A 24,122-nucleotide genomic window follows, 5' to 3' on the forward strand; every position below is an offset into this window, starting at 1 on the left:
ATAAATGGAGTTTCTAAATAAACTCTTGTATGTGCCAATCAGCGAGTTGCCGTTCTACCTGGTCACATTGCTGATTGCATTTACAGTCCATGAATTTTCTCATGCCTATTTTGCTTATCGGTTCGGTGACCCTACAGCCAAGATGCTTGGAAGGGTTACCCTTAATCCGACGGTTCACTTTGATTTCTTCGGTATTGTCCTGCTGTTGATAGCAGGCTTCGGCTGGGCTAGACCGGTTCCGGTCAATCGCGATAACTTCGATAAGCCCCGTTTAATGGGCATTATCGTCTCGGTTGCCGGCCCGCTGAGCAATTTGTTGCTGGCCGTGCTCGGCTCGGTGATCTATGCAGCGCTTTTGCAGTTCGGAGCGGTATCTCCATTTATGGTAGAGGATAAGTTGCAGCAGGCGATTCATATCTTTTTCAGCACTTTTATCGTCATGAACTTCTTTCTGTGTCTGTTCAACCTTATTCCTTTGCCGCCGCTGGACGGTTACCGGATCGTCGAAGATCTGGTGCCGCGCCGGATGCTTGGCATCCTGCACCGATTTGAGCAATGGTCGATCCTGGTTTTCTTAATTATTCTGGTAGTGCCTACATTTCGGCTCTATACTATAGTGCCGTTGTACGGAGCGGCAAATGCGCTGGCGGAGCATTTTCTGATCTTCTTCCGTGTTCTGTTCGGCGCTTAAGAGGTCGTTCAAAAAGCCGACTTTTTGAATTTGAGCTTAAGGGGGCAGTTCGGAGTTCTCCCTAAAACCGCCACTGGAATCCGGAAAATAAAAGTTGTATGATGTATTTTGGTTTATTTTGTGCAAGGAATGGTGATTATGCAGCGGTACTTTATTGGGCCCGATCAATTCGGAGAGCGTTCTGTGACAATCACAGGTGAAGACGCCCGCCATATAAGCAAAGTTATGAGATCCAAACCGGGCGATCAGTTCATCGTCAGTGACGGTGCCTCCCGGGATGCCCTTGTCAAAATTGTATCCTTGGAGCCGGAGACAGTGTCTGCGGAGATCCTTGAAATGCTTGAGCAGAAAGGCGAGCCTTGGATAAAAGTCACACTTGTCCAGAGCCTGCCGAAGGGCGACAAAATGGAGACGGTCATTCAAAAATGCACGGAAATTGGCGCAGATGGATTTCTGCCCTTTATCTCGGAACGGACTGTCGTACAGTATGATGGCAAGAAGGAAGAAAAGCGGATAGCCCGGTGGCGTAAAATCGCCAAGGAAGCGGCTGAGCAATCACACCGCAGTGTAGTTCCAGCCGTAGAGACTCCAATCTCATGGAAGGAACTGCTCCGTCGATTGGATACCTATGATCTTGTATGCATCTGCTATGAGAAGGAAGATGGCGGCGGGCTTAGAGATGTGCTTCGCCCCATGGTTGAAGCGACACCGCGGGAGAACAAGTGCCGTGTTGCCGTCGTGGTTGGTCCGGAAGGCGGATTTTCGGAACGGGAAATTCAGGAGGCGGAGGAAGCGGGAGCCGTATCCACTTCGCTTGGCAGACGGATTTTAAGAACGGAGACAGCGGGAATGGCTGCCCTGACATGCATCATGTATGAATCTGGAGAAATGGGGGGGATGTAACGTGGCATCCGTTGCATTTTATACTGTGGGCTGCAAGGTCAATTTCTATGATACAGAAGCGATCTGGCAGATGTTTAAAAATGAAGGCTATGAACAGGTGGACTTTGAACAGACCGCCGATGTATATCTGATCAATACATGTACGGTGACGAATACCGGGGATAAGAAGAGCCGGCAGATTATTCGCCGCGCCATTCGCAGAAATCCGGATGCAATTGTGGCAGTAACGGGCTGCTACGCCCAGACCTCGCCTGCAGAAATCCTGGATATCCCGGGCGTGGATCTCGTTGTCGGTACGCAGGATCGCGACAAAATCATTCCTTATGTGAAGGAATTGCAAGCCCAGCGTCGTCCGATTAATGCTGTCCGCAATATCATGAAGACCCGGCAGTTTGAAGAGCTTGATGTGCCTGGCTTTGCGGATCATACCCGGGCCTTTCTCAAAATTCAGGAGGGCTGCAACAACTTCTGTACGTTCTGTATTATTCCCTGGTCGCGCGGATTGTCGCGAAGCCGTGATCCGAAGAACGTTGTAGCCCAGGCCAAGCAGCTGGTAGCCGCAGGCTATAATGAAATTGTGTTGACGGGCATCCATACCGGCGGATACGGCGATGATCTGGAGGATTTCAGTCTTGCCGATTTGTTATGGGAGCTTGATAAGATTGAAGGTCTGGGGCGGATCCGGATCAGCTCCATTGAAGCGAGTCAGATCGATGACCGGATGCTTGAGGTGCTCAAGCATTCGTCCAAGATGTGCCGTCACTTCCACATCCCGCTTCAGGCCGGAAGCAACGAGGTTCTCAAGCGGATGAGACGGAAATACACCATTGAAGAATTTGAGGAAAAGATTGCGAAGATCCGTGCCTTCATGCCGGAGGTGGCGATTACAACCGATTTGATCGTCGGCTTCCCGGGCGAGACTGACGAGCTGTTCAATGAAGGCTTTGAGGCCATCAAGCGCATCGGCTTCTCCGAGATGCATGTATTTCCTTACTCCAAACGAACCGGAACCCCGGCAGCGCGGATGGAAGATCAGGTTGATGAGGAAGTTAAAAATGCCAGAGTTCAGCAATTGATCGACCTTTCCGAGCAAATGCAGCTTTCCTATGCGGAGAAATTCGTTGGTCAAGTGCTTGAGGTCATCCCGGAGCGCGATGAAAAAGGGGCTTGGGGCACTGGCTATGTGGCGGGCTTCAGCGATAACTATCTGCAGATTTGTTTTGAAGGATCGCAGGACCTGACCGGCAAGCTGTGCCGTGTTCAGGTAACGAAAGCGGACGCTAACACAAGCGAAGGCCGTCTCGTGCGTGTGATGGATCAAGCCATTACGCAAGCTTTGGCTTAAGTGGATTTTGTGTAATTAGGATATATATAAGTTGAATTTTACAGGGATTTCAGCCCAGGCGGGCTGAAGTCCTTGTTGCCAATCAGGGCCCAGGGCCGGTATGGCTCTGGAGTCAGGTAAGGCCAGGAGGGAGCAGAGATGCCGGAGACAGAAATATCCGCAGGAGGCATTGTGTATTGGCGGGAAGCGGGCGAGCTGCGGATTCAGTTGATTCGGGATCGCTACGGCCGGATTTCGTATGCCAAGGGCAAACGGGAACCTGGTGAGACCGTAGAGCAGACGGCTCTTCGTGAGATCAAAGAGGAAACGGGCGTCAACGGCCGGATCAAAGAGCTGATCGACATTATTGCTTATACCTACCGGCATCCGGCGTATGGAGCGGTGAATAAAGAAGTGCATTATTATCTGGTGGAGTATCAGAGCGGAGAGCTGAAGCCCCAACTGGAGGAGATTCGCAGTGTCGACTGGTACTCTCCGGCAGAGGCTTTGGAGAATCAGATGAAATTTGGCTATGATAATAATGATTTTATTCTGGAAAAGGCGCTGGTTATGCTCGGCGTTCAGCTCTAGCTGCCTATGCCCCGGGTGGAACCATGTTCTTGTCCAGCCTGCTCCACAAGGGCAGATAACAGACGGGCAGGGCCAGTATAGAGCAGACAACATTGAAAATGGTCTGGGAATGCGCGATCTGTGCCGCCGGATCGGATGAGATCCAGGCGCTTGCCTCAGCCAGCAGCGGGGTGAGCGGCAGGAACAGTACAGCGCCGGCAACATTGAGCAATACGTGGGACCAGGCCACAAACCGGCCGGACCTTGTGCCGCCGATGGCGGCGATCACGGCCGTGACGCAGGTCCCCACATTGGCGCCGATGACCATAGCGATCCCGAACGGCACCGGAAGTACGCCGGTGGCGGTGAGCCCCATGGTCATCGCAATGGCGGCGGCGCTGCTGTGAATAAGCGCGGTGATGACCGCGCCTGCCGCAGCGCCCCACAGCAGGCTGTCTCCGGCATGGCCGAGCAGCCAGTCGATGACCCCGCGCGCCTCCAGCGCGGGACCTATCGATTGCATCCAGGCGATGGCAATCAGGATCAGGCTGAAGCCAAGGAGCACCAGCGCGCCAAGCTGCAGCGGGCGAAGTAGGTGGCTCCAGGCGGCAATCGCGGCTCGCGGCGAAAGCTCTTCCGTCAAGACGCTAGCGATCCATAGGATAATAGAGCCTACGGCCAGCGCAGGGCCCCAGCGTGATATATTCAAGGCGATCAGCTCAGTGGTCAGACAGGTGCCGATATTGCCCCCTAGAATGATTCCCAGTGTGCGCGCGTAACTGAGCAGGCCGGCATTTACGAGCCCGATGGTCATCACGGTCACGGCAGTACTGCTCTGAAGCAAGGCCGTAACGACAGTGCTGGACAGCATACCGGTCAAGGGTGTCTTAGTCGAGGTCCGGAGTCCGGCTATGAGCCGGGGACCTGCCCAGGCCTGCAGCGAGGCCTCCATTAACTTCATTCCGAACAGGAAAAGGGCCAGACCGAACGTTACAGGAAAAATGATGTCGCGTACCAAGGAAATACCTCCTGGATGTACAAGTTATATCTAAGCTTATGATCGTGGTTAGGGCTGCATGCTCACCCGTGTCGGATACGGTTACCCCGGTGGCAGCAGCAGGAAGGAAGACGGCGGCTTATCAGAATCAGATTTGAAGTAGGATGAACGGAGTTGAAGCATGTGGCATCGGTAATTTTGCATAAAGCTCGAAAGAAAAGGTTGGAGCAGGGGCATCCCTGGATTTACAACAATGAGATTGAACGGGTGGAAGGGGACCCGCAGCCGGGGAGTCTGGTGCGGATCATGGACCATCGCCAGCGTTTTCTGGCGACGGGCTATTACAATCCTGCCTCGCAGATTACGGTGCGTGCTGTATCGTATCTGGAATTGGAGGAGATGGATACCGCTTTTTTCGAGCGCAGATTCCGGGAGTGTCTGCTGCACCGAAACCGCTTTGTGGCGGACGATGCGTATCGTCTGGTCTATGGAGAAGCGGATTTCCTGCCGGGCCTGATTGTAGACCGGTTCGGCGAGGTGCTTGTGGTACAAATTTTGACCCTCGGCATGGATCGTTGCAGGGACAGTATCATAGAAGCGCTTGTCTCGGTCATGAACCCTGCAGGGATATATGAACGCAGCGATGTGCCGATCCGGGAAATGGAGGGGCTGGAGCAGGTCAAGGGGCCGATCTACGGCAATCCGCCTCGCTTTGTGACGGTAAAAGAGAACGGCCTGCTCATTTCAGTTGACATTGAGCAAGGACAGAAGACCGGTTACTTCTTTGACCAGCGCGAGAACCGGGCGTCAATAGCCCCGCTTATGACCGGCTGGGGAGCAAAGAGCGGGATTGAGCTCCAAGAGGTCCCTAATGAGGACGGATCCGTGCGTACCGCTCCAGTCAACCGGAATGGCAAGGAGGTCACATTTCCTTATTGGGACGGGGCAACCGTGCTGGAGTGCTTCTCGCATACGGGCAGCTTCACGCTTCATGCTTGCAAATACGGCGCCAAAAAGGTCACCTGTCTGGACATTTCCGAGCATGCGATTGAGAGTGCCCGCCAAAATGTGGAGCTGAACGGCTTCGAGGATCGCGTCGAATTTGTGGTTGCCGATGCGTTTGAATATTTGCGCAGCCAGGTTAAAGGCTTGAATGAGCGGAGCCTTCGGGCAGCGGGAAGCGTTAAGGCGGACACCTCGGTGCCGATGACGGCCGGAGGCGGCAGAACCTGGGATGTCGTCATCCTGGATCCGCCCGCCTTTGCCAAGACGCGAGGAGCGGTCAAGGGCGCATGCAGAGGATATAAGGATATCAATCTGCACGGCATGAAGCTGGTGAATGAGGGCGGCTATCTGGTGACTGCCAGCTGCTCATACCATATGCGCCCTGATCTTTTTCTGGAGACGATTCAAGAGGCGGCCGCTGACGCGGGCAAGATTCTGCGCCTTGTAGAATGGCGCGCTGCCGGCAAGGATCACCCGCAGATTCTTGGCGTGGACGAAGGCCATTATCTGAAGTTCGCCATTTTTGAGGTAAGAAGCAAGCAGTTTTAACCATAGGTGATTAGCAAAGAGAGTGCTCCGATGATCGCGAATCCGTCGGGCGCTCTCTTTTTGTATCCATCGCCGCAGTTTCGTGCAAGTGCGCAGCAACCGCCAATATAAAACCAACCAATGATTTTGCCGCGTTGCCCCTCTCGCCCTCCGATGTTTAACTGCCCTATGCTTTGCACACTTTCCTGCTCGCCTGCCGCAGATAGCAAGCTTAATGCAGTGCAGTTTACGGCGCAGGCACGTGCTAACTGCAATAGCAGTTAAACAGCAAAGGCGAAGTAGTCAGAGCATAAGTGTGAAGTGTGCTGTAGAAGCGTAGGCGTTCGCCTTTGTGAGCGGATTTCCCCCTTGTTAGAACTTAGTCAAATCATAGAAATCCGCGAACAACAGCGATCGTAGGCATACTTCACACGTTGCCCCTCTACTTCGCCCTCCGATATTTAACTGTCTCCCCGCTACTGCACATTTTTCCTGCAAGTACGCAGCAATGACAGCTTACAGGAAGAGGGAACGTATATTCCTATCCGATGAAGGTATGTTATACTGATTTACAGTTAGAAAAACGAACGGGCAGGTACACCGTCACTACAAGGGAGGCAGCTTCATGTCATTGCAATTGATCATCGGCCGTTCCGGAAGCGGCAAGAGCCATCAAATTCTGGAGGATATCACATCACAGCTGCGCGAGGATCCGACAGGCCCTCCAATGATTCTGCTTGCTCCGGAACAAGGGACATTTCAAATTGAACAGGCGATTTTGAATGCTCCCGGCATCTCCGGCACGGTTCGATTGCAGGTGCTCGGCTTTCGCCGGCTTGCTCTCCGGGTTATGCAGGAGACTGGCGGGGCTGCGTTGGTTCCGATCAGTGATGAAGGCAAGAAGATGCTACTTTATAAAATTATGCGAAGACACAAAGACGCATTGCGTTTATATGGGAAGGGCGGTGATCAGCTCGGACTGATTGATGAGTTAAATTCGCTTTATACCGAGCTGAAGAAGCATCAAGCCGACTTCAACCTTTTAAGCAGCTATCGAGAGGCGCTGACATCGGCTCCGGTTACTCAGGGAGAGAACGCGTTATTACAAGACAAGCTGCATGATTTGAGCCTGCTGTACCGTGAATTTGATGCCGAGCTGTCCGGGCTGTACATCGATGCAGAGGACCATGTTGTCAAGCTGGCCGAAGGAGCGAAGGACTCGGCTTATTTGCGTGGGGCCAGGCTGTGGATTGACGGATTTCATTCGTTTACCCCTGGTGAATATAAGGCGCTTGGTGAATTGCTGAAGACGGTTGATTCCGTCACTGTAGCGTTGACGCTGGATCGATCCTATGATGATGGTGCACAGCCTCATGAATTGAATATATTCCATGCAACAGCCTCCACCTATATCAAGCTTCGGGAGCTGGCGGAAGCGGTGGGTGCGGAGATACAGCCGACCATCACCTTGAATTCACGTCCGTACCCGCGGTTTCGGGGCAGTGAAGCACTCGCCTATCTCGAGGAGGCTTACGAACGAAGAAAGCCTTGGCAGGGCGCACGGCCTCTGCAAGGATTGGAGCAGGACGTTGTTCTGTTAAATGCCGGCAGCCGGCGGATTGAAGTCGATGGAGCCGCTAGGCAAATCCTCCGACTTGTTCGTGAGGAAGGCGTCAGGTATAGAGATATTGCTGTTTTTGTACGGAATATCGATGACTATGCACAGGTGATGGGGCCGATATTTGAGGATTATGGAATTCCTTATTTTACGGACAAGAAGCAAAGCTTGCTTCATCATCCTTTGATTGAATTTATCAGGGCTTCTCTGGACATTGTGCTGAAATTCTGGAGGTATGAGGATGTATTTCGCAGTGTGAAAACCGGATTTTTGCTGCCTGCGGATCATAGTCTGACCCGGGAAGATATGGACGAATTGGAGAACTACGTGCTTGCCAGCGGCATTCAGGGTTACCGCTGGACAGATGGTCGTCCGTGGAAGCCTAAACCGAGCGAATCGTTGGAGGAAACAGAGGAGAGACGAACCAGTGCCGCTGCGGATAAGCTGAAGCTGCTCGAACGCTGCCGGAATGCGGTCGTCACGCCGCTTGCAGCCTTTGACAAGGCGCTTAAGCAGGCCAAGACGGCACGAGAGATGTGTCTCGCCGTTTATGGACTGCTTGAGGCAATCGCGGCAGCGGACCGGCTTGATCTTCTGGCGCATCAAGCACTGGAGAAGGGACGGCCGCAGCAGGCGGCAGAGCATCGTCAATTATGGGGGGCGCTGCTGGATTTGCTTGATCAGATTGTCGAGATGATGGGGGAAGAGAAGCTCGCGCCTGAAGCATTTGCAGGGGTGCTGGAGACAGGAATCAAATCGCTCAGTCTGGGACTGGTGCCTCCCGCATTGGATCAGGTTCTGATTGGAAGTACGGATCGGACCCGTACACGTCGTGCGCTGCATGTTTTTCTGCTCGGAGTTAACGAAGGTATTATGCCTGCAGGGATTCAGGAAGAGGGATTGCTGAGTGACCGGGAGCGCAGCCTGCTTGGCGAGCTTGGATTAGAGCTGGCGCCGGGGCTGACGCGCAGGTTGCTTGATGAGCGATTCCTCATTTATAGCGCGCTATCTTCGGCAAGCCGCTCTTTATGGCTTAGTTATCCGCAGGCAGATGAGGAGGGCAAGCCCTTGCTTCCATCCGAAGTGATCCGCCAGATCAAAGCGATCTTCCCCGGAGGCATGCTTCAGGAGCGCAAGATTGAGGACGAGCCCGTGCTGGATGATGCTGAGATGCTTGCGCTAAATTATATAAGCAGTCCTGCGCCTACTTTGCCGCGCTTGATCAGTCAGCTTCGTGCGTGGCGTACCGGCCAGCCTGTCTCGGCGGTATGGTGGAGCGCGCTGGATTGGTACAATCAATCGCCGGAATGGAGCGGCGTGTTGAGAAGGCTCGTAGGCTCGCTCGATTATCGCAACCGCGCATACAGCCTGGCTCCAGCGACGAGCAGGAAGCTGTATGGCAAAGTGCTGCGGACAAGTGTGTCGCGGATGGAGAAGTTTTCGGCTTGTCCGTTTTCTCATTTTGCTTCCCACGGTCTAAGGCTTAAGGAACGTCAGCTGTATCGGCTCAAGGCTCCGGATATTGGACAGTTATTCCACTCGGCCCTCAGCCAACTGGCAGTCACCTTTAAGGAGCAAGGCCGCAGCTGGGGAAGTCTGACTCCGGAGGAGTGTCTTCAAGAGGCGGATGCAGTCGTGGAGCGCCTCGCTCCCAAGCTCCAGGGTGAGATTCTGCTCAGTACGAAGCGTTATGGCTATATCAAACGCAAGTTAAAGCAAATTGTTGGCCGGGCATCGGTTATCCTCGGCGAGCAGTCTCGAAGAGGCAGCTTCGAGCCCATCGGACTCGAGCTCGATTTTGGCCCGGGCCGTCCGCTTCCGCCGCTGACCTTTGAGCTTCCAAACGGCTGCGTGATGGAGATTGTAGGACGAATCGACCGGGTCGATATGTCCGAAGGGGAAGAAGGCGTGCTGCTTCGGGTTATTGATTATAAATCCAGCCAGACGGATTTGAAGCTGCATGAGGTGTATTACGGACTATCCCTGCAGATGCTGACCTATCTGGATGTGTTGCTCAGCTCGGCGGAAATGTGGCTCGGCCGGCCGGCGCTTCCGGCTGGAACGTTGTATTTTCATGTCCATAATCCATTGCTTCAGAGCAGTAACGGACTTAGTGAAGAGGAAGCCTACAGCGAAATGCTGAAACGGTTCAAAATGAAAGGCCTGCTGCTTGCAGATCGCGAGGTCATTGCCCGGATGGACGGGCAGCTAGAGAAGGGGTATTCGGACATACTGCCTGTAGCCGTCAAAAGCGATGGCAGCTTCTATAGCACGGCCTCCGTAGCAACGCTGGAGCAATGGCAGGGCCTATTAAGCTCTGTGCGTCATAAGGTTGTGGATATCGGAACCCGAATTACGGATGGCGAGGTTCAAATAACCCCGTATAAAATAGCGGCAGAAACAGCATGTGCTTATTGCCAGTTCAAACCGGTGTGCCGGTTTGATGAAGGGCTGGACGGCAGCTATAAAGTGCTTAACAAGCCGGGCAAGGAAGAGCTTTGGAGCATGCTTGGACAACCCGGAAGAGAGGAGGAGCAGGGCCAATGAATAGGATACCGAAGCCTCAAGATAGCTACTGGAGTGATGATCAGTGGAATGCGATCTCTCTCTCCGGTGGGGATATGCTGGTTGCCGCTGCAGCCGGCTCAGGAAAGACGGCTGTGCTAGTAGAACGGATTATCCGCAAGCTGGCGGCTGCCGACCAGCCCTTAAGTGTAGACAGGCTGCTGGTAGCAACCTTCACCAAAGCTGCAGCCTCGGAAATGAGGCAGCGCATCCGCGAGGCATTAGAGCGGGAGCTGGAGCGTGACCCGGGAAGCGAGCATTTGTCCCGGCAGCTGGCCATGCTTGGCCGAGCCTCGATCACCACGCTTCATTCCTTTTGCATGGAAGTGATTCAGCGGCATTACACGCTTATTCCGCTTGATCCCGGCTTCCGGATTGCGTCAGAGAGTGAGGCCGTATTGCTTCGCCAGGAAGTGCTGGAGGGCCTGTTCGAGGAAAAGTATGCCGAAGAGGAGGAGGGCGGCGACTTTCTAACACTGGTAGATTGGTTTAGCGGAGAGCGCAGCGATGCTGAGGTGTTCGTGCTCGTTCAGAAGCTGTATGAATTTTCCCGTAGTCAATCCTGGCCCGAGCACTGGCTGCGTCAGGCTGCAGCTGCGTTTCGTCCGGCTGATCTGGCCGAGCTGGAGGGCAGCGGCTGGCTGTCGAGCCTGCTGAAGGATGCTTTGATTATTCTGGACGGCGCTGCCGATGTGCTTCGACAGGCTGCAGCGCTGGCTTTGTCTCCCGGCGGGCCAGCCCCTTATGCGGATACGCTGCGGGAGGATATGGCTCTCATCGCCAGCCTGCAGGCGGCAGCTTCGGAAGCTGATGGATGGACTGGGCTGCAAGAAAGATTCCTTGGAGCAGGCTTCGGCAAGCTGAAGCCTTGCAAGAAGGATCAGACAGATCCTGATTTGCAGGAACGGGTAAAAAGGCTGCGGGACGATGTCAAAAAATCTGTAACCGAACTACGCGGACAGTTATTTTCCCGCTCGCTTCAGGATTACTTGGAGGAGCTCTACCTTGCCGCTCCGCTAATGGAAGGGCTGGCTGAGCTGGTCATTGAATTCGGAGAACGTTACAAGAAGGAGAAGACGGAGCGCGGCTGGCTTGATTTTTCCGATCTGGAGCATTACTGCCTGCAAATTTTGCGGCATCCCGATTCGACGCCGGCAATGACGATGCCTTCCGAGGCTGCAAGGGAGTATCAGCTCCAGTATGAGGAAGTGCTGCTTGATGAATATCAGGATACAAATACGGTTCAGGAGGATATCGTGCGTCTCATTGCACGGCAGTCTCCGGGCAACCGGTTTATGGTTGGTGATGTGAAACAGAGCATCTATCGCTTTCGTCTGGCGGAGCCAGGGCTGTTCCTGGAGAAATACCGCAGCTATGGCGGTGACTTCACCGGCTCCGGATTACGAATTGATCTGGCCAGGAACTTTCGCAGCAGACGAGAGGTTGTCGATGCGGTTAATTTGCTGTTCCGGCAGATCATGAATGAAGGTGTGGCGGAAATCGCCTATGATAACAGGGCGGAGCTGGTGTATGGAGAAGGCTACGAGAATCTGAACGAAGGCAGTGATTACCGGCCAGAGCTGTTGCTGCTGGATCGGAAGGCTTCAGCCTCCTCCTCGTCCGAAGAAGCGGCTGGCGATCTCACAAACACAGGATCGCCAGTCAGCGGATCAAATGACAAGAGCATAGAAGAAAATGAAGTCGAACCGGAGGCCGTTCGGCTGGAGGCGCGGGCAATTGCCCGGCGAATTCGCGAATTGACCGGGCAGACCGGACTGCCTCCGCTGCAGGTCTATGACAAGCAGCTTAAGCGGCTGCGTCCTGCCGAATACAGAGATATGGTCATTCTGCTTCGTTCTACCTTGTCATGGGCACCCATCATGATCGAAGAGCTTCGAATAGAAGGGATACCTGCATACGGTGAACTGAATCAGGGGTATTTTCAGGCGTCCGAAGTGGAGACGATGTTAAGCTTGCTGCAGGTTATAGACAATCCTTTGCAGGATATTCCGCTTGCGGCCGTGCTGCGCTCGCCTGTCTTTGGATTGAGCGAAGAAGAGCTTGCACAGGTTCGTCTGACCTTGCCGAGCGGCAGCTTCTATGAGGCTGTTCTCTCTGCGGCTTCGGGGGACCAGATGGATGCGACAGCCCTGGATAAGTTAAAATTATTTTTGGAACAGCTGGATGACTGGCGCAACCTGGCCAGTGAGGGCGATCTTGGGCACCTGATCCGTGCAATCTATCGGGATACAGGTCTCCAGGATTGGGCATTGGGGCTTCCCGGCGGACATCTGCGGCAGGCCAATCTCCAAGCACTGCATGATCGGGCTATTGCCTATGAGAAGGCGACCTCATCGCGCGGACTATTCCGATTCCTCAGATATCTGGAGCGGCTGCGCGAGAACGGCGGAGATCTGGGTGCGGCATCGGCTTCCGGATCACTGGAGCAAGCTGTGCAGATCATGACGATTCATAAGAGCAAAGGACTGGAATTTCCGGTCGTCTTTGTCGCCGGCTTATCCAAAATGTTCAATCGGCAGGATTTGAATGCCCGCTTCCTCATTCATAAGGAGTTGGGGTTTGGTCCGAAGCTCGTGGATAGCATCAGAAGAGTCAGCTATCCGATGCTGCCGAATCTGGCGATTCGAAGACGAGCGTTAATGGAATTGTTAGCGGAGGAGATGAGAGTGTTGTATGTGGCCCTCACCCGTCCCAAAGACAAACTGATCCTGATATCTGCTGTAAAAGACTTAAGCAAGACAATTGAAGACTGGGGCTCAGTGATGGATATCCGCGAGGAGCAGCTGCCGGATTATTTGCTTGCAGGTGCCCGCTCCTATCTGGATTGGATCGGCCCTTCGCTGATCCGTACCCCTTCGGCAGTTGAATTGTGCCGCTGGGCAGGCTTGCCGGAGACAGCTTCCGGCGTGCTGGCTGATACCGCGTCCGAATGGCTGATCCGGGCGGAATCCGGTTTAACGGATTCGGATTCTGCCCATGCTGCAATTGATCACCAGGAGGCTGCGGCCACAGCTGAGCTGGCGGACGGGACAGCAGCTCCTTCAGATCAGCCGTTCATGCCGGGGGAATATTCGGCCCTAGATCGGTTATTATCCGACGAAGCCCCGTTCTGGCTTCATCATGTGAACAAGGAGGCAGACGAGCAAGTGAAGGCTGCCTTAAGCTGGTCGTATCCTTATCATGAGGATACGATACTTCCGGCGAAGACCACCGTCACGGAGCTGAAGTCCTACGAAGCTCTGAATTCCCACGAGTCCCCGGCTGTGGATATTTTGACACCGTCGCCTGTACTTTCCGCAGAGGACAGCGAGCCTTCTTTGCCGGAATTCCAGCTGCATCTGCGAAGACCAAGGTTTATGGAACAGAATAGACTCACACCCACCGAGCGTGGAACAGCCTATCATACCTTGATGCAGCATATTTCTTTTGAAGGGGAAGAAACGGCAGAGAGTCTGCGTTCCTTGCTGAATCAACTGGTAGAACGCCAGATTATGACTTCGGAGCAGATTTCAGGAATTAACCTCGAATATATTATTCAGTTCCGAAATAGTCCGCTCGGAATGGCGCTGAGACAAGCCGACTGGATCCGGCGTGAAATGCCCTTCAGCTTTGGTTTGCCGGCTTCCCGGGCGCACCGCCGTTTGCATCAGCTGCAACCGCAAGGCAATAAGGAACTGGAGCCTAATGAAGGAGAAGAGACTGTACTGGTACAGGGAGTTATCGACTGTCTGTTCCAGGTGGACGGACGGGTAATTCTACTGGATTACAAGAGTGACAAGGTGCTTCCGCACCGCGGCGGCGTCGCTGCCCTGACCGAGAGCTACCGCTTCCAGCTCGAGCTGTATGCAGAAGCATTGGAGAAAATTACGGGTATGCCTGTCGATGAGAAGTGGCTGTTTTTCCTCGATAGCGGGGATGCCGTTCAGCTGTAAGACGTAATAATGATGTCCAAGCTTCAGATGCTATTTTCTTCACAAAGTAAAAATAAGTGATGTTGATCACAGATACAGTATCAACCCGCTGTTATACTACAGTTAGCCGACATCAATTTTGCAAGCACCCCGACGGACGTATTGCTGACAGAGAATTTTTATTTTCGGTCCAATACGTCCGTGCGAGAAGCGAACTCGCTGAGTACGCTAGGGTGCTTCTTTTTTTTGCCATTTTTTTGTATGATAGAGAAAACTATATGATCATGGAGGCTTACCTATGGAGAACTGCTTGTTTTGTAAAATTGCGGAAGGCTCGATTCCGTCAAATAAAGTATATGAAGACGACCGCTTTCTTGTATTCCACGATATTGAGCCCGCGGCACCGACACATGTACTGATTATCCCCAAGAAGCATATCGCTACGATGAACGATGTGGAGCAAGAGGATGCGGCGCTTCTTGGCGACCTGCATTTGGTCGCGAAGGAAGCGGCAAAGAAGCTTGGCGTAGCGGAGTCCGGTTATCGTCTGATTAATAACTGCGGGCCTGACAGCGGACAAGCGGTCTACCATATCCACTACCACCTGCTTGGCGGGACGAAGTTAGGCGCTTTAGTCCAACATTCCAGCTCGCACGCTTGATGAAGAAAACATTCTTCTTCCATATATTAAAAATAGGGTGCTCAGGTTGACACCCTATTTATTTTTCCCCTATAATGAAGTTTGATGAACCGTGTTAGGCTCTTGGACGGTCTGGTCGGAGGGAGGGAAAACTGGTGTCTGAAACTAAAGTTCGCAAAAACGAGACAATTGATGCTGCACTTCGTCGCTTTAAGCGCTCAATCGCTAAAGATGGCGTATTGGCTGAGGTGAAGAAACGCAAGCATTATGAAAAGCCAAGCGTAAAGCGCAAGAAAAAGTCTGAGGCTGCTCGTAAAAGAAAGTTTTAGGAGGAAATTGCTACCATGAGTCTTAGCGAGCGATTGAACGAAGATATGAAGCAAGCGATGAAGAGTCAAGACAAGTTCAAACTCTCCACCATTCGAATGGTTCGTGCTACGATTAAAAATCTTGAAATAGATTTGAAAAGAACTTTGGACGATAGTGAAGTGCTTGATATCCTAAGTCGTGAAATCAAACAGCGCAAAGATGCCCTCCAAGAATTTGAAAAAGCAGGTCGTGACGATCTTGCCGCAAATGTTAAGGCGGAAGCCGAGATTATTGCCGAGTATCTTCCCGAACAGCTGAACGAAGATGAAATTAAAGTTATCGTACAGCAGACCATCCAGGAAACCGGTGCTACTTCGAAAGCCGATATCGGGAAGGTAATGAGCGCGCTAATGCCTAAGGTCAAAGGCCGGGCAGACGGCAAGCTCGTTAATCAGGCAGTTCAACAGTTTCTGCAATAGTTAGATCACAGCAACACCCTCTACTTTGGTAGAGGGTGTTTTTTCTGTTTTTCATAAATAAGCCGCTCCTAGCATACTGTGTAAAGTAAAAGAAGGAGGTTTGCCTCAGTATGAGCCGGATGATTCGCAAAATACGGAAATGGACGGTCGAAGCTCTGGATCTTCCGAATGATCTTGTGTTTGATTTGCCAAGGCTCACCTGGGTTGGCGGCAGGCAGTTATACATAGAAAACCACCGCGGTATTATGCACTTTTCCCCCGAGGCCCTTCATTTGCGCACAAAGGAAGGGACCTTGGAGGTATATGGAAGCGGATTGCTGATCAGGGAAATCATGCCTGAAGAAATTGTGGTTGAAGGAAAAATCAACGGTATCAACTATCGTGAAGCGGAGGGATCTTCATGAGATCATCGATATTGACAAAGTGGAGCGGGGCTATAACGGTCGTTGTTCGTGGGGGAGACATCGAAGGCTTCATTAATGAGGTGAACGCTGCGGGAATCCATATCTGGGATATCAAGCCGAATAATGACCGGAAAATGGAGCTGTGTATGAAGGTAGACAGCTTTTTTGCGCTTCGCCCGCTGTTAAAGCGGACAGGCTGCCGGGTTTCCGTGAAGGAGCGGTTTGGGCTGCCGTTCATGCTGCTTCGTTTCTGGCGCCGCAAGTGGTTTGCCGCCGGATTTATTCTCTTCGCGGCTGTTCTTTTTAGCTTAACCAGAATGGTATGGGATATCGAGGTAACAGGCAATGATAAGATAGCGAAGCAGGATATCCTGCTTGCTGCGAAGGAAGAGGGGTTGTATCCTTTTCAGTGGACCTTTGCGCTGCCTTCACAGGACAAGCTGTCAGCCGGTCTGAGCCGCAAGCTCAAAGGAATCTCCTGGGTCGGTGTATCACGAACCGGAACCAAGGTCCATATTCAAATAGTAGAGGCGACCGAGCCGGAGAAGAAGCTTGTCAGCCCGAGTCATTTGGTCAGTAAGGCCGATGGGGTCATTACGTTCATTTATGCGGAAAAGGGACAGCCTGAGGTGAAAAAGCATGACCGGGTTAAAAAGGGGCAAATCCTGGTGTCCGGATATCAAGGCGGAAAAGCTGTTGTGTCAAAGGGACAAATTCGGGCTAATGTATGGCATGAATACAATATTGAAGTTCCGCTTATTCGCAAGCAGAATGTATTTACTGGGGAAGAAAAGGAGCGCGGCTACCTGTACTTTGGACGGACAGCAATCCAGTTGACCGGATACGGCAATGCGGGGTTTGAATCGTCCCGGGTTACCACTGAGTTTGATCCCTTGACCTGGAGAAGCTTCAAGCTCCCGATCGGCTGGATGAGCGAAAAGATTCAGGAGACGGCAGTGCTCGAATTCAAGCTGAGCGAGGAGAAGGCTTCCGCCGATGGGATCGAACGGGCAAAAGAAGATATTTTGGCTAAAAACGGCGCTGACACTACGATTTTGAATCAAAAAATTTTGCATGAGAAGACAGACAATGGTAAAGTTTATATGAAAGTGCTTTTTGAAGTGGAACAATCCATCGCGGAAGAACTCCCGATAGTATATGATCAAGGAGAATGAGTCTATTTGTCAGAACAACTGTACAGCATAAAAATACCGCTCCAGAATGCATCGGAAGGTTTGGCGCTCTTCGGTCCGCAGGATGTCTTTCTGAAGTTGACCGAGCAGAGAATACATGCAACTATTGCGCTTCGTGAATCGGAGATTTCTGTTCGCGGTGAAGAACAGGAAGTAGAGAAAACCAAGCAATTGTTCGAGGTATTACTTGAATTAATCCGGAACGGGTATATTCTAACCGAACGGGATGTGCTCTATGCGATTGATCTGGCGAAGGATTTTCGCGCGGATCAATTGCTTGATTTATATAAGGGAGTAATTGCGGTCACCTATCGCGGCAAGCCGCTTCGGGTCAAGACGATTGGTCAGAAGCATTATGTCACGACAATCCGGAAGCGGTACATTGTGTTCGGTATCGGACCCGCAGGAACAGGGAAGACCTATCTTGCCGTTGTTATGGCGATAACAGCCTTGAAGGAAGGTGCGGTCAAGCGGATCATCCTGACCCGTCCTGCTGTGGAAGCCGGGGAAAGTCTGGGCTTTCTTCCTGGAGACCTGCAGGAGAAGGTAGATCCTTACTTGCGGCCGCTCTATGATGCCTTATATGATGTCATGGGTCCTGACCAGACAGCCAAGGCGCTGGAGCGGGGACTGATTGAGATTGCACCGTTAGCTTATATGCGCGGGCGTACATTGGACGATTCCTTTATTATTTTGGATGAGGCCCAGAATACAACCCCTGAACAAATGAAGATGTTTCTGACCCGTCTCGGCTTTGGCTCGAAGATGGTCATTACAGGAGATGTAACACAGATCGATTTGCCGCGCGGCAAAAAGTCCGGCCTGGTTGAAGCGGGAAAGATTCTGGAACAGATTGAGGAAATCGGGTTTGTTCATTTCGATGATTCGGATGTTGTAAGGCATTCCTTGGTTCAGAAAATTATTGTCGCGTATGACCGGGCTGCGGAGCAGCAAGGTCAGTAAGTCAATTCCCGGAGGCCTTTACCCGGAGATCATTCGGGTAAGGCTGCTTTGGGTTTATCAATTTGCGGGAGGGCTGTCTCTATGACTTCAAGCAATCAGCAGGGAAAGAGCAAGCTCCAATCCAAGACGGCAGGCTGGAAATACAGCTCCTCAGTACGGTATGTACTGTATGGCGCCCTTATTGTCATGCTGTATTTGAGTATGTCGCCCAAGCTGTTGCCGGAGACTTACGACATTGCCGTAGGCCTGCCGGCGGACAAAGAAATATTATCCCCTATGGATATACCGAATACAAAGGCTACACTGAAGGCGCAAGAAGAGGCAGCCGAGAAAGTGGGACAGATTTATTCTATCCTGCCGCTTCGCAACGAGGCGCTGGTCGGGCAATTGCTTGATCGCATCTCCCGGTTGAATCAGGATGATCAGGTATCGACCGATGATAAAATCAATATTTATCGTGAAGAGCTTCCGCAGCGTGTGAAGGACCACGTGCAAAACTTTATTATGAATAATCGCTCGAACAGTGCTTATTCAGCGACGCTGTTCGAGGAAGTTACCCGTAAGGTGGATGAACAGCAATATTCCATTTCCGAGGAGACCTTCATTAAAATTCCCCGTCTGACGGCGGAGGATATTAACGAAATGAAGCCGGTAGCTGCCGATATCGTGGCCAGATTGATGACAGACCAGATTGTCGACGCGCAGACCGCCCGGGCGAAAGTGGCGGAAATGGTCAGCACCAGCTCGCTAAGCAAACGGACCTCCCGTGAGGTTGTACAGGAGCTCGCAAGACTGGCGATCACCGCGAATAAATTTTTCGATGATGAAGCGACTAAAGCCGCGAAGGTAGAGGCCAGAGAGAATACCCCTACAGTTTATATCAAGCAAGGGGATGTTCTGATTCAAAAGGGCGAAAAAATTTCCGAGGAAATGTATAGTCTGCTGGAGAAAAATGGGCTGTTAAAGGATGAGGTTAATTACTGGCCGCAGTTGGGGCTTATCCTGCTGTCTGCCTTGATGGCGACCGGTCTGATCCTGTTTATGCGTCAATCCCAAGGGGTAAACCGTTTTAAGTACAATAATTCGCAATTTGTTATGCTGCTGCTGATTCTGCTTATCACGCTGTTATCACTACATATTACTTCTATCCTGCAAAATGAACAGCGTCCTTATATGGGTTATTTGGCGCCGGTAGCGACGGGAGCCATGCTGATCACCTTGCTGATCGACTTGTCCTTGGCTTATACCTGCTCCATTCTGTTGAGCATTATGGCAAGTATTATTCTAAATGTTCATCAGGGACAAATCTTTGACTTTGAATTCGGGCTGTTTGCATTGGTCATTTCTTATGCTTCCATCTTTGCTATTCACAAGGCCAGCCAGCGGTCAACCCTGCTTAAGGCAGGGATCATGATTTGCCTCTTTGGGTCCTTGGCCGTCTTCTCGCTGATTGTCATTCATAACAACGGCTGGGCCGAGAATGGCGATACACTGCTTGCCATCGGCTTTGCCATTGCCGGAGGCTTGTTGACTACGATACTGGTTATCGGATTAATGCCATTCTTCGAGGTCACATTCGGCATCCTGTCTGCCCTGAAGCTGGTAGAACTGTCCAATCCCAATCATCCGCTGCTTCGGAAGCTGCTGACCGAGACACCGGGAACGTATCATCATAGCGTCATGGTCGGGAATTTGTCCGAGGCTGCTGCTGAAGCGATCGGAGCAGATGGTCTGCTCTGCCGGGTAGGCTCCTATTATCACGATATCGGCAAGACGAAACGCCCGGGCTACTTCATCGAGAACCAGAATAATATGGAGAATCCGCATGATTTTATAGATCCTAAACTTAGTAAATCAATCATTATTGCCCACGCCCGGGACGGGGTGGACATGCAGAAGGAATATAAGCTGCCGAAGCCGATTCGCGACATCGCGGAGCAGCATCACGGCACGACATTTCTGCACTATTTCTATCACAAAGCGCTCTCGCAGGCTGAGGAGCAAGGTCTGGAACCGGACTTCACAGAGAACGACTTTCGCTATCCTGGTCCGAAGGCCCAATCCAAAGAGGCGGCGGTGGTCGGTATTGCCGACAGCGTAGAAGCTGCTGTGCGTTCGCTTCGCAAGCCCACAGTGGAGCAGGTTGAGACAATGATTGAGAAGATTATCAAGAGCCGACTTGATGATCATCAGTTTAATGAGTGCGATCTGACGATGCGCGAGCTTGATCTGATTGCCCAGACATTGAAGGAAACGGTCATGGGAATCTTCCATTCCCGAATTGAATATCCCGATCAAATCAAGAAGAACAAGGCGACCGAAGAGAAAGACAAGGGGAGTGCTGTGAATGAGCCTAACACTGGCTTGGAACAATGATCAAGACAAAATGGCGGTAGAGGATAGTCTGATCGAGCTATTGGACAAGCTGCTTCAAGCGGCTGCCGAGATGGAGGGCATTGCCGAAGGAGAGGTTGACCTGACTTTTGTGGATGATGTGGCTATCCACGAGTTGAACAAAGAGTATCGCGGCATCGACCGACCTACCGATGTGTTGTCCTTTGCCATGAACGAATCGCTTGATGAGGAAATGGATATCGTGTACGAGCTTGAAGAAGGTGAAGAACTGGACGAGCTGACCGACGTGCTCGGCGACATCATCATTTCCGTCGAGCGGGCGAAGGCGCAGAGTGAAGACTACGGTCACTCTCTGGAGCGTGAGCTGGGATTCCTGTTTGTCCATGGATTCCTGCATCTGCTAGGCTATGATCATCAAGATACCGCCAGCGAACAGGTCATGATGGGAAAACAGGAAGCGGTCCTGGCCCAAGTAGGATTGGTTCGGTAATGAAGCCCCGCCGCAGTTGGAGCAGAGTGTTTCAGGATGCATGGTCTGGCATCAGAGAAACCGTGATGCATGAGCGTAATATGAAAGTTCATGTTGTTGCCGGAATTGTCGTGGTGACTGCCGCACTGTTGCTGCGTTTGCCCGCAAGAGATATGGCGCTGCTGCTGGTGACCATTGCGTTGGTTCTTGCAACCGAAGTTATCAATACTGCGATCGAAGCTGCAGTGGATCTGGCAGCACCGGAGTGGCATGAATTGGCGAAGAAAGCCAAGGATGCTTCTGCCGGAGCTGTGCTGATCGCCGCGGCTTTTGCCGTCTTCATCGGACTTTTAGTGTTCTGGAAGCCTGTGATGACATTGCTGGGACTGTAGTACAGCGGTTCATTTAGAATGGGGAGCTGATTGAATGGATTACAAAGCACTGCTTCAAGAAGCAGTTGAGGCAAGGAAGAAAGCATATATCCCTTACTCAGGGTTTGGCGTTGGAGCCGCATTGCTGGATCAGTCGGGAAAGGTCCACCATGGCTGTAACATTGAGAATGCGGCCTATGGACCAACCAATTGTGCGGAGCGAACGGCCGTATTTCGCGCGGTTGCTGACGGCTTGAAGCCGGGATCCTTTCAGGCTATCGCCATTGTTGGCGATACCGAGGGACCGATCTCTCCGTGCGGGGTTTGCCGGCAGGTGCTTCTGGAGCTATGCGGTCCGGAAATGCCGGTTGTGCTTGGCAACCTGAAGGGTGATGTCAAAGAAACTACGGTAGGGGAACTGCTGCCGTACTATTTTAGCTCTGTGAATCTGCAGGAACAGCAGGAATAATGCAAGGATTCCCAACGGTTATGAAAATATAGCATAAACATGCGAAAGGAACTTTCACTACATGGCAAAATCCAAATTCAAATCGGGCTTCGTCGCCATTGTTGGCCGGCCGAATGTCGGAAAATCTACGTTGATGAATCATATCATCGGCCAAAAGATTGCAATCATGTCCGATAAGCCTCAGACAACCCGTAATAAAATTCATGGGGTCTACACATCTGAAGAGATGCAAGTGGTTTTTCTGGATACGCCCGGCATCCACAAGCGGCAGTCCAAGCTCGGCGATTACATGAACACGACAGCTCTGAACACCCTTGGGGAGGTAGAGGCGGTTCTGTTCCTCGTTGATACTGCGGAAGGGCTGGGAGGCGGAGACCGTTTTATTATTGAACGTCTCAAGGATGTGCGAACCCCTGTTATCCTCGTATTGAACAAGATCGACCGGATTCAGCCGGAGGAATTACTCCCGATCATCGAAGAGTACCGGAAGCTGTATGATTTTGCAGAAATCGTACCGATCTCCGCGATGCTTGGAAGCAATGTGAATACATTGATCGAGCAGATCGGCAAGTATTTGCCGGAGGGCCCGCAATACTACCCAGAGGATCAGGTGACCGACCATCCGGAGCAGTTTGTATGCGCAGAGCTGATCCGGGAGAAAATTCTTCATCTGACCCGGGAGGAAGTGCCGCACTCCATTGCCGTAACTATTGAAGATATGCGGGTGGAGGAGAATGGGGTCGTCTATATATCGGCTGTCATCTTTGTGGAGAGAGACTCCCAGAAGGGAATTATCATCGGAAAGCAAGGAGCTTTGCTGAAGGAAGTCGGCAAGCTGGCGAGACAAGATATTGAGAATCTGCTGGGCTCCAAAACCTTCCTGGAGCTATGGGTAAAAGTGAAGAAGGACTGGCGGAACCAGGAACGGATTTTGAAGGATTTGGGCTTCCATCGCGACATGTAGGCGGATTGGGAGGATTTGTATCACATTAGTTCGTGTTTACCCGAGCATCCTATCCTTTGAACGTGGTAGTTCAAAAGTTATCACTTTTTGAACACTCTTTTTAAAAGGCGTCATTTCGAAGGGAAGGGTGAACACGAATGCGAGATTTTTCGTGGAAGTATTTTTCAATGACTGGAGATGTCGATGCTTACATGCTCTATAAAGAGGCTGTTGGCAATCCAGAGGACGAGATGACTGAAGCCGCAGAGGAATGGGTTGTTCCGGAGGAACAACAGGAAATATAACAAGGTTCACACATGGGGGAAGAGACATGCTATACAGGGTGGAAGGCATTGTCATCCGCAGCATGGACTACGGCGAGGGGAACAAGATCATCACGCTGTGCACAGAAGGCAACGGTAAAATCGGAGTGTTGGTGCGGGGAGCAAAAAAGGTCAAGAGCCGTCATGCGGCAATAACGCAGCCTTTTACGCTCGGGGAGTTTGCATTTTACCGTCCCAACCACGGTCTGGGCACATTGAATTCAGGTGAGATTATTGAATCTCACTTTTCTTTACGTGAGGATCTTTTTTTAGCGGCCTATGCCTCCTATGCTTGCGAATTGCTGGATCGGACCTTGCAGGATGAAGAGGTGGGCAGCTTCTGGTACACACAGCTAAAGGCTTGTCTTGAATCGCTGGCTTCAAAGAAGGATCCCGAGGTTGTCATCGCACTATATGAGATGAAAATTTTGCAGGCCGCCGGCTATGGACCCGTCATCTCAAATTGCGTCTCCTGCGGACGCACGGCGGATACTTATAAAATAAGTCCCCGGCTGGGAGGTTCGCTCTGTCCTTCTTGCGGACATCACGATCCGGCTGCTCAAAAGGTGTCTGCAGGCACCTACAAGCTGCTTCATTATTTTGAGCGTATGGATATGCGCAGGCTGGGCAATGTTGAAGTTAAGGATGAGACAAAGGCGGAGCTCAAGAGGATCATGCGGGATTTCATGGATATACAGCTTGGACTTAAGCTGAAGTCGCGCAGCTTTCTGGATCAGCTTGATAAATACGAGATTTGACGCGGCATCTGAAATCGGATATTATAAATAAGAATTTCTCCTTTCTGGAGACCCATGCGTTGATCGGGAAAAGTAATGATGTTTCGAAGCGGCAGGAACAGCGAGTCGGGGGTAGTGGAAGCCCGGCCGGAGGAACTCATGAAGCGGCGGCCCGGGAGGATGGGAATGGTACGTGAAAAGCGGATCTGTTCGTGAGCGGCATGCAAGTTAGCTGTCAGGCAGATCAAGTAGGGTGGAACCGCGGGACAATAGCTCTCGTCCCTACGTCTGACAACAGACGTGGGCGGCGAGAGCTTTTTTTGCGCCTCACCGC

At 51.9% G+C, this 24,122-nt stretch carries 21 protein-coding genes; 20 read left to right on the top strand and 1 reads right to left on the bottom strand.

The features are described 5' to 3' along the window. The first annotated feature begins 4 nt into the window (after positions 1–4). The 4 genes from KI362_RS01430 to KI362_RS01445 all read left to right on the top strand — a co-directional run bounded on the left by KI362_RS01430 (position 5) and on the right by KI362_RS01445 (position 3,509). Positions 5–691: a site-2 protease family protein gene (locus KI362_RS01430; RefSeq protein ID WP_301624329.1), complete on the top strand. Its 687-nt coding sequence runs from the start codon at positions 5–7 to the stop codon at positions 689–691. Positions 692–829: 138 nt separating this feature from the next. Next, positions 830–1,594: a 16S rRNA (uracil(1498)-N(3))-methyltransferase gene (locus tag KI362_RS01435; protein ID WP_301624642.1), complete on the top strand. Its 765-nt coding sequence runs from the start codon at positions 830–832 to the stop codon at positions 1,592–1,594. A gap of 1 nt (position 1,595) precedes the next feature. Beyond that, the gene (gene mtaB / locus KI362_RS01440) at positions 1,596–2,939 is read left to right on the top strand and encodes a tRNA (N(6)-L-threonylcarbamoyladenosine(37)-C(2))-methylthiotransferase MtaB (RefSeq protein WP_301624644.1); all 1,344 of its coding nucleotides are present in this window, start codon (positions 1,596–1,598) and stop codon (positions 2,937–2,939) included. A gap of 138 nt (positions 2,940–3,077) precedes the next feature. Then, positions 3,078–3,509 carry an NUDIX hydrolase gene (locus KI362_RS01445; RefSeq protein ID WP_044479337.1) on the top strand — a complete coding sequence of 144 codons (432 nt, stop codon included), beginning with the start codon at positions 3,078–3,080 and terminating at the stop codon, positions 3,507–3,509. A gap of 4 nt (positions 3,510–3,513) precedes the next feature. Here the strand turns inward: KI362_RS01445 and KI362_RS01450 are convergent, their stop codons facing one another. Beyond that, on the bottom strand, positions 3,514–4,506 hold the full coding sequence (locus KI362_RS01450) for a Na/Pi cotransporter family protein (RefSeq protein WP_044479336.1): 993 nt from the start codon (positions 4,504–4,506) through the stop codon (positions 3,514–3,516). 162 nt (positions 4,507–4,668) lie between these two features. Here KI362_RS01450 and KI362_RS01455 point away from each other — a divergent pair, with 162 nt between their 5' ends. From KI362_RS01455 to recO, 16 genes are all read left to right on the top strand, one after another. Continuing rightward, on the top strand, positions 4,669–6,039 hold the full coding sequence (locus KI362_RS01455) for a class I SAM-dependent rRNA methyltransferase (protein WP_301624331.1): 1,371 nt from the start codon (positions 4,669–4,671) through the stop codon (positions 6,037–6,039). Positions 6,040–6,643: 604 nt separating this feature from the next. Continuing rightward, the gene (addB, locus tag KI362_RS01460; RefSeq protein ID WP_301624333.1) at positions 6,644–10,183 is read left to right on the top strand and encodes a helicase-exonuclease AddAB subunit AddB; all 3,540 of its coding nucleotides are present in this window, start codon (positions 6,644–6,646) and stop codon (positions 10,181–10,183) included. After that, positions 10,180–14,154 carry a helicase-exonuclease AddAB subunit AddA gene (gene addA, locus KI362_RS01465; RefSeq protein WP_301624335.1) on the top strand — a complete coding sequence of 1,325 codons (3,975 nt, stop codon included), beginning with the start codon at positions 10,180–10,182 and terminating at the stop codon, positions 14,152–14,154. The genes addB and addA overlap by 4 nt, the downstream gene beginning before the upstream one ends. Before the next feature lie 277 nt (positions 14,155–14,431). Then, positions 14,432–14,794 carry a histidine triad nucleotide-binding protein gene (locus KI362_RS01470; protein ID WP_301624337.1) on the top strand — a complete coding sequence of 121 codons (363 nt, stop codon included), beginning with the start codon at positions 14,432–14,434 and terminating at the stop codon, positions 14,792–14,794. A gap of 134 nt (positions 14,795–14,928) precedes the next feature. After that, entirely contained in the window at positions 14,929–15,102 is a 174-nt protein-coding gene (gene rpsU / locus KI362_RS01475; RefSeq protein ID WP_005547957.1) for a 30S ribosomal protein S21, read from the top strand. A 15-nt stretch (positions 15,103–15,117) separates the two neighbouring features. Further along, positions 15,118–15,561 carry a GatB/YqeY domain-containing protein gene (locus KI362_RS01480; RefSeq protein WP_044479332.1) on the top strand — a complete coding sequence of 148 codons (444 nt, stop codon included), beginning with the start codon at positions 15,118–15,120 and terminating at the stop codon, positions 15,559–15,561. A 110-nt stretch (positions 15,562–15,671) separates the two neighbouring features. After that, positions 15,672–15,965 carry a sporulation protein YqfC gene (gene yqfC, locus KI362_RS01485; RefSeq protein WP_301624338.1) on the top strand — a complete coding sequence of 98 codons (294 nt, stop codon included), beginning with the start codon at positions 15,672–15,674 and terminating at the stop codon, positions 15,963–15,965. Beyond that, positions 15,962–17,140: a sporulation protein YqfD gene (gene yqfD, locus KI362_RS01490; protein ID WP_301624340.1), complete on the top strand. Its 1,179-nt coding sequence runs from the start codon at positions 15,962–15,964 to the stop codon at positions 17,138–17,140. The genes yqfC and yqfD overlap by 4 nt, the downstream gene beginning before the upstream one ends. Before the next feature lie 6 nt (positions 17,141–17,146). Further along, entirely contained in the window at positions 17,147–18,121 is a 975-nt protein-coding gene (locus KI362_RS01495) for a PhoH family protein (protein WP_301624342.1), read from the top strand. An 81-nt stretch (positions 18,122–18,202) separates the two neighbouring features. Then, positions 18,203–20,497 carry an HD family phosphohydrolase gene (locus tag KI362_RS01500; RefSeq protein ID WP_301624344.1) on the top strand — a complete coding sequence of 765 codons (2,295 nt, stop codon included), beginning with the start codon at positions 18,203–18,205 and terminating at the stop codon, positions 20,495–20,497. Then, the gene (gene ybeY / locus KI362_RS01505; protein WP_301624345.1) at positions 20,469–20,966 is read left to right on the top strand and encodes an rRNA maturation RNase YbeY; all 498 of its coding nucleotides are present in this window, start codon (positions 20,469–20,471) and stop codon (positions 20,964–20,966) included. Before KI362_RS01500 ends, ybeY begins: the two co-directional genes overlap by 29 nt. Continuing rightward, a complete protein-coding gene (locus tag KI362_RS01510; RefSeq protein WP_301624347.1) occupies positions 20,966–21,337 on the top strand; it encodes a diacylglycerol kinase family protein in 372 nt (123 codons plus the stop codon). Before ybeY ends, KI362_RS01510 begins: the two co-directional genes overlap by 1 nt. A gap of 34 nt (positions 21,338–21,371) precedes the next feature. Continuing rightward, positions 21,372–21,785 carry a cytidine deaminase gene (locus tag KI362_RS01515; RefSeq protein WP_044479325.1) on the top strand — a complete coding sequence of 138 codons (414 nt, stop codon included), beginning with the start codon at positions 21,372–21,374 and terminating at the stop codon, positions 21,783–21,785. 61 nt (positions 21,786–21,846) lie between these two features. Then, positions 21,847–22,749: a GTPase Era gene (gene era / locus KI362_RS01520; protein WP_301624350.1), complete on the top strand. Its 903-nt coding sequence runs from the start codon at positions 21,847–21,849 to the stop codon at positions 22,747–22,749. Between the two features lie 137 nt (positions 22,750–22,886). Then, on the top strand, positions 22,887–23,033 hold the full coding sequence (locus KI362_RS01525; RefSeq protein WP_071784189.1) for a YqzL family protein: 147 nt from the start codon (positions 22,887–22,889) through the stop codon (positions 23,031–23,033). Between the two features lie 26 nt (positions 23,034–23,059). Continuing rightward, on the top strand, positions 23,060–23,809 hold the full coding sequence (gene recO / locus KI362_RS01530) for a DNA repair protein RecO (RefSeq protein WP_301624353.1): 750 nt from the start codon (positions 23,060–23,062) through the stop codon (positions 23,807–23,809). Positions 23,810–24,122 lie beyond the last annotated feature (313 nt).

This window comes from Paenibacillus apis (assembly GCF_018333295.1).
GTDB classification, from domain to species: domain Bacteria; phylum Bacillota; class Bacilli; order Paenibacillales; family Paenibacillaceae; genus Fontibacillus; species Fontibacillus antibioticophila.

Bases quoted from the DNA above. Each gene is read 5' to 3' on its own strand.
- KI362_RS01480 (WP_044479332.1), top strand. From the start codon at position 15,118: ATGAGTCTTAGCGAGCGATTGAACGAAGATATGAAGCAAGCGATGAAG.
- KI362_RS01510 (WP_301624347.1), top strand. From the start codon at position 20,966: ATGAAGCCCCGCCGCAGTTGGAGCAGAGTGTTTCAGGATGCATGGTCT.
- KI362_RS01445 (WP_044479337.1), top strand. From the start codon at position 3,078: ATGCCGGAGACAGAAATATCCGCAGGAGGCATTGTGTATTGGCGGGAA.
- KI362_RS01430 (WP_301624329.1), top strand. From the start codon at position 5: ATGGAGTTTCTAAATAAACTCTTGTATGTGCCAATCAGCGAGTTGCCG.
- yqfC (WP_301624338.1), top strand. From the start codon at position 15,672: ATGAGCCGGATGATTCGCAAAATACGGAAATGGACGGTCGAAGCTCTG.
- KI362_RS01525 (WP_071784189.1), top strand. From the start codon at position 22,887: ATGCGAGATTTTTCGTGGAAGTATTTTTCAATGACTGGAGATGTCGAT.
- KI362_RS01500 (WP_301624344.1), top strand. From the start codon at position 18,203: ATGACTTCAAGCAATCAGCAGGGAAAGAGCAAGCTCCAATCCAAGACG.
- addB (WP_301624333.1), top strand. From the start codon at position 6,644: ATGTCATTGCAATTGATCATCGGCCGTTCCGGAAGCGGCAAGAGCCAT.
- yqfD (WP_301624340.1), top strand. From the start codon at position 15,962: ATGAGATCATCGATATTGACAAAGTGGAGCGGGGCTATAACGGTCGTT.
- era (WP_301624350.1), top strand. From the start codon at position 21,847: ATGGCAAAATCCAAATTCAAATCGGGCTTCGTCGCCATTGTTGGCCGG.
- ybeY (WP_301624345.1), top strand. From the start codon at position 20,469: ATGAGCCTAACACTGGCTTGGAACAATGATCAAGACAAAATGGCGGTA.
- addA (WP_301624335.1), top strand. From the start codon at position 10,180: ATGAATAGGATACCGAAGCCTCAAGATAGCTACTGGAGTGATGATCAG.
- KI362_RS01470 (WP_301624337.1), top strand. From the start codon at position 14,432: ATGGAGAACTGCTTGTTTTGTAAAATTGCGGAAGGCTCGATTCCGTCA.
- recO (WP_301624353.1), top strand. From the start codon at position 23,060: ATGCTATACAGGGTGGAAGGCATTGTCATCCGCAGCATGGACTACGGC.
- KI362_RS01515 (WP_044479325.1), top strand. From the start codon at position 21,372: ATGGATTACAAAGCACTGCTTCAAGAAGCAGTTGAGGCAAGGAAGAAA.
- KI362_RS01435 (WP_301624642.1), top strand. From the start codon at position 830: ATGCAGCGGTACTTTATTGGGCCCGATCAATTCGGAGAGCGTTCTGTG.